Here is a 15,431-nt window from a genome sequence, read left to right as displayed (position 1 = left end):
CCGCCAATCAGCTGGCGGCCAGGCGATTGAGCGCCGACAGAATCGCCTTCAGCGAAGCGGTCACGATATTGGCGTCCTGACCCACGCCGAACAGGGTGCGCCCGTCACCCGCCTTCAGCTCGATGTAGGTCACGGCGCGGGCATCCGCGCCACCAGCAAGTGCGTGCTCGTGATAATCAACCACCGATACCGGCGCCCCGATGACATCCGTCATGGCCTTGACGAAAGCGTCGATGGGACCATTGCCTTCGCCGCGCAGCTTGTTGGGCTGGCCATTCACCATTACTTCGCAGTTCAGCATTACCGCATCCTGGGTCGAATCCTCCACCAGATGATGCGAGCGATAGGCAAAGGGCGCGGTCGCGTTCAGGTAGGTCTGCTCGAAGATTGACCAGATCTCAGACGCGGTCACTTCCTTGCCCGACAGATCGGTGACGGCCTGCACCACCTGCGAGAACTCGATCTGCAGACGACGCGGCAGCACCAAGCCGTACTCGTGCTCCAGCAGGTAGCTGATGCCGCCCTTGCCAGACTGCGAGTTGACGCGGATCACCGCCTCGTAGGAACGGCCGATATCCAGCGGGTCGATGGGCAAATACGGCATCTCCCAGATATCGTCGGCCTTGCGGGCATCGAAGGCCTTCTTGATCGCATCCTGGTGGGACCCCGAAAAGGAGGTGAACACCAGATCGCCGACATAGGGATGCCGCGGATGAACCGGCAACTGGTTGCAGTACTCGACCGTCCGCCGCACCTCGTCGATGTCCGACAAGTCCAGCTTCGGGTGTACGCCCTGGGTGTACAGGTTCAGCGCCAGGTTGACGACGTCGAAATTGCCGGTGCGCTCGCCGTTGCCGAACAGGCAGCCTTCGATGCGATCGGCGCCGGCCATCAAGGCAAACTCGCCAGCAGCAATGCCGGTGCCACGGTCATTGTGCGGATGAATCGACAGGATCACCGCGTCGCGGCGGGCCAGATTACGATGCATCCACTCGACCATGTCGGCGAAGATGTTCGGCGTCGAGTGCTCCACCGTCGACGGCAGATTGATGATGATCGGCCGTTCCGGTGTTGCCCCGGAGGCCTCCACCACCGCATCCACCACCCGCTTGGAGAACGCCAGCTCGGTGCCCGAGAACATCTCCGGCGAGTATTCGAACCGCCAGTCGGTCTCCGGATTGGCCTCGGCCAGTTCGCGCGCCAGCCGGATGTGCGACACGGCCAGCTCGACGATCTCGTCCTCGCTCATCTTGAAGACGACGCGCCGCATCACCGGGGCCACTGCGTTATAGATGTGCACGATCGCCCGCGGCACGCCCTTCAGTGCCTCGAAGGACCGGCGGATCAGGGTATCCCGCGCCGGCGTCAAGACCTGGATGGTGACGTCATCAGGGATCAGACCGTTATCGATCAGGTGACGGTGAAAGTCGAATTCGGTCTGCGATGCCGACGGAAAGCCGACCTCGATTTCCTTGAAACCCACTTTCACCAGCAGGTCGAACATGCGCAGCTTGCGCTCGGCATTCATCGGCTCGATGAGGGCCTGGTTGCCGTCCCGCAGGTCTGTCGACAGCCAGATCGGCGGCGCGGTGAGCACCGCGTCCGGCCAGGTACGGTCGCGCAGGTGAACCGGCGCGAAGGAACGGTATTTCTTGGAGGGATCAGTCAACATGGCCATGAGGGCACCTCAGGTCTTCCGGCACGCGCTCAACGCGTCGCCGTGGCGATTCGGGGATAAGCGGTTCAGGTTGCGCGGCTTGGGCCCCGCGCGGGCGCTGATCGTCGTTCTGCCTTACGGCAGAAGGCGCAGGCCCGGAAGTCGCAGCGCACCACAGCGGCCGGGGGCCACCGGGAAGACCTGCTTGGCATACGACATGATCATGGCCTTGGATGATACTCCAAACCCGCCAGCGTTCAAACCGCCGTCGGTCGGCCCCGATAGCGCCGCCAGGCGGCCGCCAACGGCGCTGACAAGGCATAACCGAAGAAGGTCAGGAACAGGACCAGTGGCGGATTGGTGGCGACCAGCACGATCAACCCGACCGCCACCAGCAGTTTGAAGAAGGGCACCCGCTCCGCCAGCTTGATCTGCTTGAAACTGGAGTAGCGGAAATTGCTCACCATCAGCAAGGCAATCACCACCGTCAGTACTGTGGCCGGCACCAGCAGGGTGGCGCCGTCGAGACCGTTGCTGTGCGCGGTCCAGACAAAGAAGGTGATGACCGCCGCAGCTGCCGGGCTGGGCAGGCCGAAAAAGTCCTTGTTGCTGCCGGCGATGGCCGCCAGAACGTTGAAGCGCGCCAACCGCAACGCCGTGCAGGCGGTGAACAGGAACGCGACCACCCAACCCAGCTTGCCCCCCAGCCACTTGTAGTCGGCCAGGTGGTGCAGGCTGAAGGCGTACATCACCACCGAGGCGGCAACGCCGAAGGCCACCATGTCGCAAAGCGAATCGTATTCCTTGCCGAAATCGCTCTGGGTATTGGTGAGGCGGGCAATGCGTCCATCCAGGGCATCCGCGATCATCGCCGCCAGGATGCCGGCCGCGGCCATGCTGAAATGACCGTTCATCGCCGAGACAATGGCGAAGAAGCCACCGAACAGGGTGCCGGTGGTGAACAGGTTGGGCAGCAGGTAGATTCCCTTGCGCTGGCGCCGCGGCTGATCGTGTTCGTTCATGCGTGCATGGTAGCGCAGCCGGACACGCGCACCCCAGTCAGAAACGGAAATCGCCCTCCGGAGAGGGCGATTTTCGGGCCACGCAAGCGACCCTGACGCTACCTGCCCCATGCGATGCACGGGGCAGGTCGCTAGTCGGGGTTTAGTTCTTGCTCTTGTCGACCAGCTTGTTCTTGGAGATCCACGGCATCATGCCGCGCAGCTTGGCCCCGACCTGCTCGATCTGATGCTCGGCGCCGAGACGGCGACGGGCCTTCAGCATTGGCTGGCCCGCCTGGTTCTCGAGCACGAAATCACGGGCAAACTTGCCGGTCTGGATGTCGGTCAGCACCCGCTTCATTTCCTTCTTGGTTTCTTCGGTGACGATGCGCGGGCCGGTGACATAGTCACCGTACTCGGCCGTGTTGGAGATCGAGTAGCGCATGGTCGAGATGCCACCTTCGTACATCAGGTCGACGATCAACTTGAGCTCGTGCAGGCACTCGAAGTAGGCCATTTCCGGTGCGTAACCGGCTTCCACCAGAGTTTCGAAGCCGGCCTGCACCAGCGCCGAGGCGCCACCGCAGAGCACCGCCTGTTCGCCGAACAGGTCGGTCTCGGTTTCTTCGCGGAAGTTGGTTTCGATGATGCCGGCGCGACCACCCCCATTGGCAGAGGCGTACGACAACGCGATGTTCTTGGCCTGGCCGGAGGCATCCTGGTGGATGGCGATCAGGCTGGGAACGCCGCCGCCCTGCACGTAGGTGCCGCGCACGGTGTGGCCGGGACCCTTGGGGGCCACCATGATGACGTCGAGGTCCGGACGCGGCTCGATCAGCTGGAAGTGGATGTTGAACCCGTGGGCAAACGCCAGCACACCGCCCTGCTTGAGGTTGGGCGCGATCGACTCGTCATAGATTTTCTTCTGGTCCTGGTCGGGGGCCAGAATCATCACCAGATCGGCCTGTTTCACGGCGTCGGCAACTTCCATCACCTTCAGCCCGGCGCCTTCGGCCTTGGCCCAGCTCTTGGAGCTCTTGCGCAGGGCCACTGTGACATCGACACCCGAATCTTTCAGGTTCTGGGCGTGCGCATGGCCCTGCGAGCCATACCCGAGGATGACGACCTTCTTCGACTGGATGATGGAAAGGTCGGCGTCTTTATCGTAGTAAACGTTGATGCTCACGTAACACTCCGGGTCTTAGGCCCAAATAGGCTCATTCAAGGATGGGATCGGCCGGGACGGCCAGCGCGGCCGGGCCCCGTTCAAGCGCGGCGACACCGCTGCGAACCAGTTCAATGACCGGCGCGATGGCGGTCAGATCGGTAACGAAGGCGTCATTTTCCGCCACGGTGCCAGTGTTTTGCACGGTACGGGTATCGTCGGTCTCGTCGAGAATCTCGCCATGGTGACGGCGGACGCAATCGACCACTGCGCGCGCCTGGGCATCACTGACCGCCACTTTCAGCAGCACCAGCTCGTACTCGATGTGGTCGCGTGCCGACAGGTCGGTGATTTCGACCACATCCACCAGCTTGCGGGTCTGCTGAATGATCTGGTGAATCACAGCATCCGAACCGCTGGTCACCAGCGTCAGGCGCGAGACCGCGGGATCGTGGGTGGGCGCCACCGACAATGAGTCGATGTTGTAGCCCCGCGACGAGAACATGCCCGCCACACGGGACAGTGCGCCGGCTTCGTTTTGCAGCAGAATGGCGATGATATGACGCATAAGGGCGCGCACATTAAGGGGCTTTACCCCCCGGCGCAATAGCCGTGCGCCCTGGCGGGCCGTTCCGGCCCCCGGCCCTTCAGGCCGCGCGCCGAAACCCTAGCTGCCGGCCTCCGCCTCCACCGGCACGAACAGCCGCATGAAGTTGATCAGCTCCAGGCGCCCGCCGGCCACCAGTTCAAAGTCGCGTACCAGCGTCACCGCCGGCGCCCGCAACTGCGCCAGCATCTCCTTGAACACCTGGGACGACACCCGCACCTGCAGTTCGGCATCCGCCACCGCGCTCGGCACCACCTCCGCGACACCGCGGCGCACCACCAGCGTCACCGACTGGCCGAGGTCGGGAAACTCGAACACCATCGCCTTGTCCACCTCGGCCGCTGCAGCTGCGTCGAGGTTGACCGTCAATCCGTCGAAAAAGGTCGACAGCGGCATCGCCGCCAGCATGTCGGGGCTTGGCGTAACGAAGCGGCTGGGCACGGTGATTTCCCCCGCCACCTCACGCGCATGCGTCAGATACCAGTGCCGGGCATTGGGGTTGGCCTCGACCGCAGCCAGCCCCCGCAGTGCGGCGACTCGGATCTCCCGGACCGCTTGGGCATCAGGGGCAACCCGCCACAATGTACTGCTGAGCTCAAGCGCCCACTGCGGGTCGCCCGCCTCAAGCGCCTCGTGGGCGGCGTCGGTCAAGACCTCCACGCCGCCCGCCAGGCGCACCCAGCGCCGGGCCTGCTCGTCGGGGGCCAGCGGCGCCAACTCCGCGGGATCGCCGGAGTACCAGCCCAGGCGCCCCTGGAACAGGCTTCGGGCTGACCAACCGGGCTTGCCGTAGAAGGTCTGCAGGTAGGGCGACGCCGCCAGATGCGGGGGCAGCGTCAGGTCGGCCGCGATCTCGTCGGCGGTCTCGCCGACATTCATCCGCCGGATGGTCTGGTCATGCACATAGCGGATGGCATCGCGGTAGTCAGTCATCACCTCGGCGATCTCGTCGGCACCGGTGAGCGGCCGGCCGTGGCTGGGCACCAATACCGAGGGTTTCAGCCGCCGCATGCGATCAAGGCTGTCGGCCCACTGCTTGGGGTCACGGAAGGCCGTTCCGCGCAGGGTGTAAAGGTTCGGAAACGCCTTGTAGAGATTGTCGCCCGGCAACAGCACCCCGCTGTCGGGCAACCAGACGAAGATCTGGTCCTCGGTCTCGCCCGGTGCGTGTACCAGCTCGAACCGGCGTCCCGCCAGGGTGACCGATAGTCGGTCCTCGAAGGTGTCGGTGGGCCGCAGAATGCTGATGGTGGAGCCATCGCCCAAAGCCAAGTGCGAGCCGATGCCGATGTTGGTTCGCTCATCGGCCGGCAACAGGCTGCCATACATTCGCAGCGAGCGGCGGGTGATCACCGGCTGCAGCTCACTGGCAATACGGTCCATGTTGGCCGCCACGTCAGCATGGGCATAGATGGGGACCGTCGCGTCTGCGGCGACAAAAGCCGCTGCCCCCTGCACGTGGTCCGGATGCGAATGGGTGTAGATGATCGCCACCACCGGCAGGTCGGTCCGCTCGCGGAAGGCCTCCAGCACCTCGCCTGCCGAGCCCAGCGACTCCATGGTGTCGACCACCACCGCCCCACCCTCGCCCTCGATCAGGATCGAGTTGGCGATGCCGAAGCCGACCGCGACATGAATGCCGTCGGCGACGGTGATCACCTCGCGGCGGAACTCCTCGTCATGCGCGTGCAGGGCCTCGGGCGTGGCCACCACCGGCGCCGGTGCCGGTGCGCTGCCGCAGGCCGCCAGCCCGACCACCGCCAGCGCCAGCGCCACTAGCGCAGACCTCACTTTGTCGCCATCCGCTGCACGGACCCGGTGGTGAAGTGCTCCAGTGGCCAATCGGTCTCTTCGAACAACGGTTCCTCATTCGACAGGTCCATCACCAGATACCGGTTCGCCTGCAGGTCATAGACGGTGCTGGCGGCATAGCCCACCGAGCGCATCCACGGCACCGTGATCAGGTGGCCTTCCTGCACCCGCCACAGGGCGTCGCGGCCGTCATAGACATCGACGGCGAGAATGCTCCAGCTGTCCTCGTCGATGTAGTAGGTCCGCCGCTTGTACTGGTGCGAGGTGCCCTCACGCAGCGTGCTTTCGAGCACCCAGACACGACGGCGCTCGTAGCGGGTCAGTTGCGGGTCAAGGTGTGATCGCAGCGCCATGTCGTCGTAGCGCAGCGCGGCGTCGGCGAGCTTGATGGCGTTGTACGGCATGAACATTTCGCGCTTGCCGACGATCTTCCAGGTGTAGCGGTCGGTGGCGCCGTTGAACTGGTCGAGCTGATCGTTGGTACGCAGTCCGTCGGAGCCGGTGCCGGGATTGTCGTAGGCCACGTTGGGCGCCCGTCGGATGCGCCGCTGCCCCGGGTTGTAGAGCCAGGCCCGGCGGGCTTCGGAGACCTGATCCATGGTTTCGTGTACCAGCAGCACGTTGCCGGACTGGCGCGCCGGCGCATAGGTGAACTGCAGGAAGTAGATGATGACGTTCTCCAGCCCGGCCGCCGTGGCGCCCGGCTGGTTGTAGTGGAAGCGCACGTCCTCCCGCAGCTTGTAGGGCTGGAACGCGCCGTTGCTCTGCACCGCCAGCTGGGTGTTGTAGCGCCGCAGGCTGGTGCCGCGATAGCGCAGTTTGTGGTTCCAGATCAGCTCCTTGCCGGACGCCGGCAACGGGAACGGGATACCGGTGACCGCATCGACCAGCGATTCGCCGTCGTTCTCCAGGCGCGCGCTGAGGGCGTTCTTTGCCGTTGCCTCATAGATGAAGTCTGGTGCATTGGCGGTGCGTCTCGTCGGGTATACCGGCATGGCATAGCTGTCGCCGAACTTCTCGAACAGGGCCTTCTGCCCCACCGTCAACATGTCGGCATGCTCGGCCAGATTGGCCCGGGTAATGGTGAACAAGGGGCTGTCGCCGTTCAGTTCGCCGTACCGCGCCGGGTTGCGCTCCTCGCCGTCGGCTGGCCGCTCGAAGATGAGACCGCCCTCCCAGGCCGGGATGCTGCCATCAGCGTTGGCGGCGCGCTCGGCGCCCAACGGGGTCAGGCGATCCCCGAGGCTGGCGGCCTGTTCCGGCGTCACCGCGGCCATCGCCGTCGCCGAAGTCAAGCCCAGCAGCAGGCCAGTCATGCTCGCAAGTCGCAGCATCATGCGCTTTCTCCTCATATCGTTATGGTCCCAGCGTAGCACTGCTGCCGCCGCGCGCAAGCGCCATCCGCCAGGACCGCCAGCCAAAAAAAAGCCCCGGCGGTTGCCGGGGCTCCAAACCGAACCGTGGCCTACTTGATCGCCATGCGCTGCACCGAGCCGGTGCTGAAGTGTTCGATATCCCACTCCACTTCCTCGATCATCGGCTCTTCGTTGGAAAGCTCCATGACCAGATAGCGGTTGGCTTGCAGGTCATAAACCGTCGCGCCAGCCGGGCCGACCGCCTTCAGCCACGGCAGCATGATCGGGTGATATTCCTGCACCCGCCAAAGCTGGTCACGGCCGTCATAGATATCCACCGCGAGAATCGTCCAGGTGTCCTCGTCGATGTAAAAGGTGCGCCGCTTGTACTGGTGGGTGGTGCCCTCCTTGAGGGTCGAGTCCAGCACCCAGACCCGGCGGCGCTCATAGCGGGTCAAATCCTGATTAAGGTGGCCGCGCTGAGCGATGTCCTCGTACTTCAACGTGCTATCGACCAGCTTGTAGGCGTTGTACGGCATGTACATCTCACGCTTGCCGACGATGTTCCAGGTGTAGCGGTCGGAGGCGCCGTTGAACGAATCCAGCTGGTCGTTGGTGCGCAGGCCGTCGGCACCGGTGCCGGGATTGTCGTAGGCGACGCTGGGAGCGCGCCGGATGCGACGCTGGCCAGGGTTGTACAGCCAGGCACGCCGGGCTTCCTTCACCTGGTCCATGGTTTCGTGCACCAGGGTCACGTTGCCGGTTTGCCGCGCCGGCGCCGTGGTGAACTGCAGGAAATAGATGATGACGTTATTCAGGTTCTCGGCCGTGGCCGTGCGGAAATTGTAGTGAAACCGCACGTCTTCCCGGATCTTGTAAGGCTGGAACGCGCCATTGGTCTGCACTGCCAGCTGGATGTTGTAGCGCCGCAGCCCTTCGCCGCGGAAGCGGACCTTGTGGTTCCAGATCACCTCTTTGCCCGATTTCGGAATCGGGAAGGGAATGCCGACAGCGGCGTTCGTCAGTGACTCTCCATCGTTTTCCAGCGTCGCCTGCGTGGCGTTCTTCCGGGTTGCCTCGTAAACGAAGTCAGGTGCGTTGCCGGTCCGCCGGGTCGGATAGACCGGCATCTTGTAGGAATCGGGAAACTTCTCGATCAGCGTGATCTGCCCGGGGGTGAGTTTGTCGCGGTGCTCCGCCAGGTTGCCCTTGTTGATGGTGAACAACGGCTTGTCACCGGTGATGGTCGGATAGCTGGCGGGCAACCGCTCCTTGCCCTCAGCAGGACGTGACATCTGCAGCCCGCCGTCCCAGGCCGGAATGCTGCCGTCGGCATTGGCCCCGCGCTCAGCGCCCAGTGGCGTCAGGCTGCCACCCAGCTTGGCGGCCTCGTCGGTCGATACCTTGGCGTGTACTGGGGCCGCGATGACCAGCGCGAGGGACAACGTCCACAGTCGCTTGTACATGTTTTCCTCCCGGAAAAGTCGTGAGTTTGTTGTTTTCGACCATGTTGGCCGCTTCGGCGTTCAGTATTCCAGATGCCCGGATTCCCCACCACCCCGAAAACGCCGTTCCGACAGGTAAATTCGGCCATGCCGGTCATTGGTCTGGACGGCCTCACATGGTATAAAGCGCCGTTTTACGATCGCGTTTGACGCCAGCTGCCATGACTCCCTCCAAGAAAGCTTCTCATCCCCTTTCCGGCACCCAGCTCACCGGCGCCGAAATGGTGGTCCGCATCCTCGCGGAAGAGGGCACGGATGTGGTCTTCGGCTACTCCGGCGGCGCCATCCTGCCGACCTACGACGCCATCTTCCGCTTCAACCATGACAACAAGCGCGCCGATGGCACCGACCAGATGCCGCTGATCGTGCCGGCCAACGAGCAGGCCGCCGGCTTCATGGCCGCCGGCTATGCCCGCGCCTCCGGCAAGGTCGGCGTGTGCATGGTGACCTCCGGTCCGGGTGCCACCAACACCGTGACGCCGGTGCGTGACTGCATGGCCGACTCCATCCCCATCGTGGTGATCTGTGGTCAGGTGCCCACTGCCGCCATCGGTACCGACGGCTTCCAGGAAGCGCCGATCAGTTCGATCATGGGGCCCTGCGCCAAACACGTATTCCTGGTGACCGACCCGGCCATGCTCGAGGCCACCATGCGCACCGCCTTCGAGATCGCCCGTACCGGCCGACCCGGCCCGGTGGTGGTCGACATCCCGAAGGACGTCCAGAACGCCGCATTGACGTTCGCGGGCGAAGGGCGCCTGCCGATCCCCGGCTACCGCGCCCGCCTCCGTGAAACCGAACGCCGCGTGCTCAGTGATGACGACTGCGCCCGCTTCGAAGCCCTGCTGGCGCAGTCGCGCCGCCCGCTGATCTACGCCGGCGGTGGGGTGATCCACGGCGACGCCGCCGGCTCGCTGCGCGCCTTCGCCGATGCCTACGGCATTCCGGTGACCACCACCCTGATGGGTATCGGCTGCGTCGACACCACCGCTCCCTTGTGCCTGAACATGCTGGGGATGCACGGCACTGCCTATGCCAACTACGCCACCGATGACTGCGACTTCCTGATCGCCGTCGGCGCACGCTTCGATGACCGTGTGGCCGGCGTGCCCGCCAAGTTCGCACCGCGGGCCAAGGCCATAGCCCATTTCGACATCGACGCCAGCGAGATCAACAAGGTCAAGCAGGTGCACTGGCATCACCTGGGTCAGATGGACCGGGCACTCGACCGCCTGCGAGAGTACCTCGATCAGCGGGGCTTCACGCCGGACTACCAGGAGTGGCATGCCCATATCGCAGCACTCAAGGCCACCCACCCGCTCGCCTACGATCGTAACTCGGCCGCGATCCAGCCCTATGCGGTGATTGAGGCCATCAACCGCATTACCCGCGGTGAAGCGGTGGTTGCCACCGGCGTCGGCCAGCACCAGATGTGGGCCGCGCAGTACTTCGACTTCAAGCACCCGCGCCAGTGGCTCACCTCCGGGTCGATGGGCACCATGGGCTTCGGCCTGCCGGCCGCCATCGGTGCTCAGTTCGCGCAGCCGCAGAAGGTCGTCATCGACATCGATGGTGACGCCTCCATCCGCATGAATCTCGGCGAGCTGGAAACCGTCACCACCTATAACCTGCCGGTGAAAGTGGTGGTTCTGAACAATTTCGGCGACGGCATGGTGAAGCAGTGGCAGCGTCTGTTCTTCGACAGCCGCTATGCCGGCTCCGACAAGAGCCTGCACCAGAAGGACTTCATCAAGGCTGCCGAGGCCGACGGCTACAAGTTCGCCGTGCGCGTCGACAACAAGGACGACCTTGACCGGGTGATCGCAGAGTTCATCGCCTTCCCCGGCCCGGCCTTCCTGGAAGTGATCATCGACACCGATGCTGGCGTCTACCCGATGGTGGGCCCGGGCATGAGCTACGCGCAGATGATCACCGGCGACTGGATTCCCGCCCGCGACAGCACCGTCGTCGCCGAAAAGGTCGACAAGGCCGACCTGTTCTAGGTCGGGCTCGCCCGGAATGCAAAGGCGGCTGCCCAAGCTTTCCACTCTCGACACGTTTCGGGTAGCGGCTGCGACAGGCAGTTTCAAGGCCGCCGCCGAAATCCTGAGCCTGACGCCGTCAGCGGTGAGCCATCAGATCCGCGCACTTGAACAGGACCTCGGCACCGCGCTGTTTGAACGTCGCGTGCGTCAGCTGTCGCTAACCGTCGCCGGTCGCGACTATGCTGCCGTTCTGGATCGCGCCTTCGGCCTGATTGCCGACGGCACCCAGGCGGTTCGCGGCCAACAGGCGCACCAGCGACTGGCGCTGACGCTCGGCAGTTTTGTCGCCGACGAGTGGGTGCTACCCCACCTCGCCGGCTTCACCACGGCGCATCCCGAGATCGACCTGCGACTGGACACGGCGCAAAAATCTCGCGACCTGCTGCGTGAGGATGTCGACGTCGCATTGCGCTTTGGCCGGGGCCGCTGGCCCGGAATCGACGCTGTGCACCTGCTCGACGTCTATGCGGTACCGGTGGTCAGCCCGACGCTCTATCGGGGCGGCAGCGATCTCGCCAGTCTCGCTGCACTGCCAAGGCTGCAGTCGACGGCAGTGCCCGACGCCTGGTCGCAGTGGGCGAAGGCCATGAATCTCACCCTGCCGGCAGCCGCCAGTGAGGTGTGGGTCGACAGCTACCTGGCGCTGCTGCAGGGGGCCCATCGGGGGGTCGGCGTCGCGCTGGGGCTGCGGCCCCTGATTGACGCCTGGCTGGCCGACGGGCGGCTGATCACGCCGTGGGCGGGCACCCCGCGCCCGGCGGCCGGCTATTGGCTGGCACACCGGCCCGGCGAGCTTGCGCGGCCGGCGATCAGCGCGCTGCTGGCTTGGCTGCAGGACATTCTCCCGCACAACAGATGAATTCTCCTCATCTGTCGCGGGACCAATCATCGTTTGTCGGCGCCCCCGGCGGTTCCTAGCATCCCGTCATCCCCATGTGGATGGAGTGATGTCATGCAGAACGTCCTTGAATGCCCCGCCTCCCCCGATCTCCCGCTGCTGCACGACGCCATCGAACGGCGCACGGTGCCCGAGCGGCAGATCGCCAGCGACACCATCGTCTGTACTGATGGCCGACGACTCGATGCCCGCATCTACCGCCCGCTCGGCGCCCTGCGCGGTGCCGTCCTCATCGGCGGCGCCACCGGCGTGCCGCAACGCTTCTACGCTGCCTATGCCCGTTGGCTGGCCAGTCACGGCCTGCTCACGCTGACCTTCGACTACCGCGGCATCGGCGCCTCGCGTATGAAGCCACTGAAGCAGGACCCGGCCCGCATGCGCGACTGGGGTCAGCGAGACCTTCCGGCAGCGCTCGACCATCTCGACCGGCTGGCACCCGGGCTACCGATCGACTTCATCGGCCACAGCGTCGGCGGTCAAATGCTGGGTCTGATGCCCAACCAGTCACGCATCCGCCGCGCCGTGATGATCGCCAGTGGCTTCGGGTACTGGGGCAACATGGCGCCCGCGTACGGCAGCATGGTGCGCGCCCTGATCAGCGGCCTCGGCCCGGTCCTGTACCGGCTGCTCGGCTATGCCCCCAATCGCCGCATCGGCTGGGGAGAAGACCTGCCGCAAGGTGTCGCCGCGGATTGGTTCGCCTGGTGCCAGCGCCCCGATTACTACGCCGAGTTGTTGGCGGACCGCGGGATCACCCGCTTCGATGACTGCACCCAGCGAGTGCTCTCGCTGTCGTTCAGCGATGATCCGATCGCCACCACCGCCAACGTCAGCGCACAGCTGCAGCGCTACCCGCGGGTGGCACTGACCCGCATCACAGTGCAACCCCGGGATGTCGGCCTTCGCCGTATCGGTCACCTGCACTTCTTTACCGCACGCATGCCCGAACGCCTGTGGCGGATGCCGCTGGACTTCCTGCTCGCCGCATGAGGCCGCCACCACGGTAATCAGCAGTACACCCGGCGCTGTGGCACGCTTGCGCCTCGCGCCGCGGGCGCTGCCGACTTCCCCATGAGAGACCTGTCCATGAGCGACATCCTGATCGAACACGCCGACCGCGTGACCACCCTGCGCTTCAACCGTCCCGACAAGAAAAACGCCCTCACCGGGCCGATGTACGACACCCTCGCCAATGCCATCAATGCCGCCAATGAAGACCCGCAGGTGCGGGTCCTGCTACTGGCCGGTCAGGTCGACTGCTTCTGCGCCGGAAACGACATGGGCGACTTCCTGAACAACCCGCCGACCAGCACCGACACCCCGGTATCGCGCTTCATGCGCGCCCTGTTCGCGTTCGAAAAGCCGGTGGTGGCCGCACCCTGCGGCATCGCCGTCGGCGTCGGTGTCACCCTGCTACTGCACTGCGAACTGGTTTATGCCGGCGACAAGACCAAGTTCAGCATGCCCTTTGCCGCGCTCGGCTTCTGTCCCGAGTACGGCGCCACCTACCTGCTGCCGCGCATCATGGGCCACCAGCGCGCCGCCGAACTGGTGATGCTGGGCGAGCCGTTCACTGCCCAGCATGCCCATGAGGTTGGCCTGGTCAATGCGGTGCTGCCGAACGCCGAGGTCGAAGCCCATGCCCGCGCCAAAGCCCTGCAGATGGCTGCCCTGCCGCCCAATGCAATGAAAGTCACGAAGATGCTGATGCGCAAATGGCGGCATGACACTGTCAAGGACGCCATTGACGTCGAAGGCAGCTACTTCATGCCGATGCTGAAAATGCCGGAAGCCCGCGAGGCCTTCACCGCCTTCGCCGAGAAGCGCAAGCCCGACTTTTCAACGTTCTAGCGGGCGGCTGTGGGGCGACGGCAACCGGGCCGGCGGATCGCGGTGGTGTCAGGCCACTGCGGCCGCCGACCGCACTGCCAACACCTTCAGTTGCCGGGCACCCCCATCGCGAAGCTGCCAGTGGATCACCTGCCCCACAGACAACCCGATCAGGGCAGCGCCGATGGGGCTGATCACCGACACGCGCCGGGCTGAAGACTGGGCATCCGCCGGCCACACCAACTGCAGCGAGTGCCGTTCGCCGGTGCCGAGATCCTGGTAGTCAACCTGCCGATGCAGGTCAACCACGTCATCAGGCATCTCCGCCTGCTGGCAGAGCCGGGCACGATGCAGTTCAGCCAACAGGTAGGACGCCACGTCGGGCGCCTGCTGTCGCGCTTGCTCCGCCAACGCCACCAGGCGTTCGTAATGGGTGTCGTTGAGGATGAGCGACGGCAAGCCGTCGCGTGACGCGAACTTCGGAGTCATGGCAATTCTCGAAAAGGGAACCGGTGGCCGGCGGCCGAGAGGCGAGCCGGATCAGCGTGGTATCAGGAAACCGCCCCGACGCCGACCGGGGTCAGACGCGGGGCTCAGAACTCTGCGATGACAGGGCCGCGGGGCCGTTGCAGAAGAGGAGGGCATTTACGAGAGCGCATTCCAGGATCATCGGTCCGTGTCCCGGAACTGTCAATCAACCGGCTGCCAGCCGCGTCCATTCCTGCCACGGGCGGGCTTCGAATAAACCCCGAATGAAGGCTTCATGAACACCACATTAATTTGATTGCTCACTCCGGGGGCCGCCCCTACCGTGGTTGCCGAACCCACTCTCGGCCTCCAACATGAAAACCTGTTTTCTGGCGTTTCTCCTGGCATTCTCGACCGCTTCCACCGCGCGCGACCTGACGGTACCCCTGGATGCCGAAGCACAAGCCAAGCTGACCCCCGCCGAAGTAGTTCAACTGATGAAAGAGGGCAATCAGCGCTTTCTGGCGAACACGCCGGTGGAACGGAATTTCCTCGAACAGATCAAGACCACCTCCACCGGCCAATATCCGATGGCCACGGTGCTCGGCTGTATCGATTCGCGAGTCCCCCACGAGATCATCTTCGACAAGGGCGTTGGTGACATCTTCTCGGTGCGCATCGCCGGCAACTTCATCAACTCCGACATCCTCGGCAGCATGGAATTCGCCACCGCGGTGGCCGGCTCCAAGGTCATCGTCGTACTCGGCCATACCGAGTGCGGTGCGGTGAAGGGTGCCTGCGACAACGTCGAAATGGGCAACCTCACCAGCACCCTGTCGAATATCGCACCAGCGGTCTATTCGGTGGGCCACCGTCACGACGTGCGCAACTCGAAGAACAAGGCATTCGTCGACGACGTGACGCACGCCAATGTCGACCTGACCGTCAGGAATATCGTCGAGCGCAGCCCGATCCTTCGCCAGCTTGTCGACGACGGCAAACTGATCGTCATCGGTGCGATGCATGACGTGCAAACCGGCGAAGTCACCTTCTTCGACGACAAGAAGATCGACAAGAGCAGCCTGTAG

The 15,431-nt window shown here is 64.4% G+C and carries 13 protein-coding genes; 5 read left to right on the top strand and 8 right to left on the bottom strand.

Translation table 11 applies throughout. The features are described from left to right. Window positions 1–7: 7 nt before the first annotated feature. The 7 genes from leuA to JN531_RS13405 form a co-directional block, all read right to left on the bottom strand. The gene (leuA, locus tag JN531_RS13435; RefSeq protein ID WP_366522437.1) at window positions 8–1,672 is read right to left on the bottom strand and encodes a 2-isopropylmalate synthase; all 1,665 of its coding nucleotides are present in this window, start codon (window positions 1,670–1,672) and stop codon (window positions 8–10) included. A gap of 242 nt (window positions 1,673–1,914) precedes the next feature. Then, window positions 1,915–2,679 (bottom strand): CDP-diacylglycerol--serine O-phosphatidyltransferase, encoded by a 765-nt coding sequence (pssA, locus tag JN531_RS13430; RefSeq protein ID WP_228349368.1) that lies wholly within the window; start codon window positions 2,677–2,679, stop codon window positions 1,915–1,917. Between the two features lie 142 nt (window positions 2,680–2,821). Continuing rightward, entirely contained in the window at window positions 2,822–3,838 is a 1,017-nt protein-coding gene (gene ilvC / locus JN531_RS13425; protein WP_228349998.1) for a ketol-acid reductoisomerase, read from the bottom strand. A 37-nt stretch (window positions 3,839–3,875) separates the two neighbouring features. Continuing rightward, the gene (gene ilvN, locus JN531_RS13420) at window positions 3,876–4,391 is read right to left on the bottom strand and encodes an acetolactate synthase small subunit (RefSeq protein WP_228349367.1); all 516 of its coding nucleotides are present in this window, start codon (window positions 4,389–4,391) and stop codon (window positions 3,876–3,878) included. A gap of 99 nt (window positions 4,392–4,490) precedes the next feature. Continuing rightward, window positions 4,491–6,221 carry an alkyl sulfatase dimerization domain-containing protein gene (locus tag JN531_RS13415; protein ID WP_228349366.1) on the bottom strand — a complete coding sequence of 577 codons (1,731 nt, stop codon included), beginning with the start codon at window positions 6,219–6,221 and terminating at the stop codon, window positions 4,491–4,493. Beyond that, entirely contained in the window at window positions 6,218–7,579 is a 1,362-nt protein-coding gene (locus JN531_RS13410; protein ID WP_228349365.1) for a DUF1329 domain-containing protein, read from the bottom strand. Before JN531_RS13410 ends, JN531_RS13415 begins: the two co-directional genes overlap by 4 nt. Before the next feature lie 128 nt (window positions 7,580–7,707). Beyond that, window positions 7,708–9,063, bottom strand: coding sequence for a DUF1329 domain-containing protein (locus JN531_RS13405; RefSeq protein ID WP_228349364.1), 1,356 nt, complete (start codon window positions 9,061–9,063; stop codon window positions 7,708–7,710). Window positions 9,064–9,263: 200 nt separating this feature from the next. Between JN531_RS13405 and ilvB the strand changes: the two genes are divergently transcribed. The 4 genes from ilvB (at window position 9,264) to JN531_RS13385 (ending at window position 13,896) form a co-directional block, all read left to right on the top strand. Next, window positions 9,264–11,105 (top strand): biosynthetic-type acetolactate synthase large subunit, encoded by a 1,842-nt coding sequence (gene ilvB, locus JN531_RS13400; protein WP_228349363.1) that lies wholly within the window; start codon window positions 9,264–9,266, stop codon window positions 11,103–11,105. Between the two features lie 16 nt (window positions 11,106–11,121). Continuing rightward, window positions 11,122–12,006 (top strand): LysR substrate-binding domain-containing protein, encoded by an 885-nt coding sequence (locus JN531_RS13395; protein WP_228349362.1) that lies wholly within the window; start codon window positions 11,122–11,124, stop codon window positions 12,004–12,006. Between the two features lie 93 nt (window positions 12,007–12,099). Further along, window positions 12,100–13,035, top strand: coding sequence for an alpha/beta hydrolase family protein (locus JN531_RS13390; RefSeq protein WP_228349361.1), 936 nt, complete (start codon window positions 12,100–12,102; stop codon window positions 13,033–13,035). A gap of 96 nt (window positions 13,036–13,131) precedes the next feature. Continuing rightward, window positions 13,132–13,896 carry an enoyl-CoA hydratase gene (locus JN531_RS13385; RefSeq protein WP_228349360.1) on the top strand — a complete coding sequence of 255 codons (765 nt, stop codon included), beginning with the start codon at window positions 13,132–13,134 and terminating at the stop codon, window positions 13,894–13,896. Between the two features lie 48 nt (window positions 13,897–13,944). Here the strand turns inward: JN531_RS13385 and rnk are convergent, their stop codons facing one another. Beyond that, window positions 13,945–14,364, bottom strand: coding sequence for a nucleoside diphosphate kinase regulator (gene rnk / locus JN531_RS13380; RefSeq protein WP_228349359.1), 420 nt, complete (start codon window positions 14,362–14,364; stop codon window positions 13,945–13,947). Between the two features lie 353 nt (window positions 14,365–14,717). Here rnk and JN531_RS13375 point away from each other — a divergent pair, with 353 nt between their 5' ends. After that, a complete protein-coding gene (locus tag JN531_RS13375) occupies window positions 14,718–15,431 on the top strand; it encodes a carbonic anhydrase family protein (protein ID WP_228349358.1) in 714 nt (237 codons plus the stop codon).

This window comes from Flagellatimonas centrodinii (assembly GCF_016918765.2).
GTDB lineage: Bacteria > Pseudomonadota > Gammaproteobacteria > Nevskiales > Nevskiaceae > Polycyclovorans > Polycyclovorans centrodinii.
The sequence above is the reverse complement of the archived record's forward strand: the minus strand, read 5'-3'. Positions and strand labels throughout refer to the sequence as shown.

Bases quoted from the DNA above. Each gene is read 5' to 3' on its own strand.
- leuA (WP_366522437.1), bottom strand. From the start codon at position 1,672: ATGTTGACTGATCCCTCCAAGAAATACCGTTCCTTCGCGCCGGTTCAC.
- pssA (WP_228349368.1), bottom strand. From the start codon at position 2,679: ATGAACGAACACGATCAGCCGCGGCGCCAGCGCAAGGGAATCTACCTG.
- ilvN (WP_228349367.1), bottom strand. From the start codon at position 4,391: ATGCGTCATATCATCGCCATTCTGCTGCAAAACGAAGCCGGCGCACTG.
- JN531_RS13410 (WP_228349365.1), bottom strand. From the start codon at position 7,579: ATGATGCTGCGACTTGCGAGCATGACTGGCCTGCTGCTGGGCTTGACT.
- JN531_RS13405 (WP_228349364.1), bottom strand. From the start codon at position 9,063: ATGTACAAGCGACTGTGGACGTTGTCCCTCGCGCTGGTCATCGCGGCC.
- ilvB (WP_228349363.1), top strand. From the start codon at position 9,264: ATGACTCCCTCCAAGAAAGCTTCTCATCCCCTTTCCGGCACCCAGCTC.
- JN531_RS13395 (WP_228349362.1), top strand. From the start codon at position 11,122: ATGCAAAGGCGGCTGCCCAAGCTTTCCACTCTCGACACGTTTCGGGTA.
- JN531_RS13390 (WP_228349361.1), top strand. From the start codon at position 12,100: ATGCAGAACGTCCTTGAATGCCCCGCCTCCCCCGATCTCCCGCTGCTG.
- JN531_RS13385 (WP_228349360.1), top strand. From the start codon at position 13,132: ATGAGCGACATCCTGATCGAACACGCCGACCGCGTGACCACCCTGCGC.
- rnk (WP_228349359.1), bottom strand. From the start codon at position 14,364: ATGACTCCGAAGTTCGCGTCACGCGACGGCTTGCCGTCGCTCATCCTC.
- JN531_RS13375 (WP_228349358.1), top strand. From the start codon at position 14,718: ATGAAAACCTGTTTTCTGGCGTTTCTCCTGGCATTCTCGACCGCTTCC.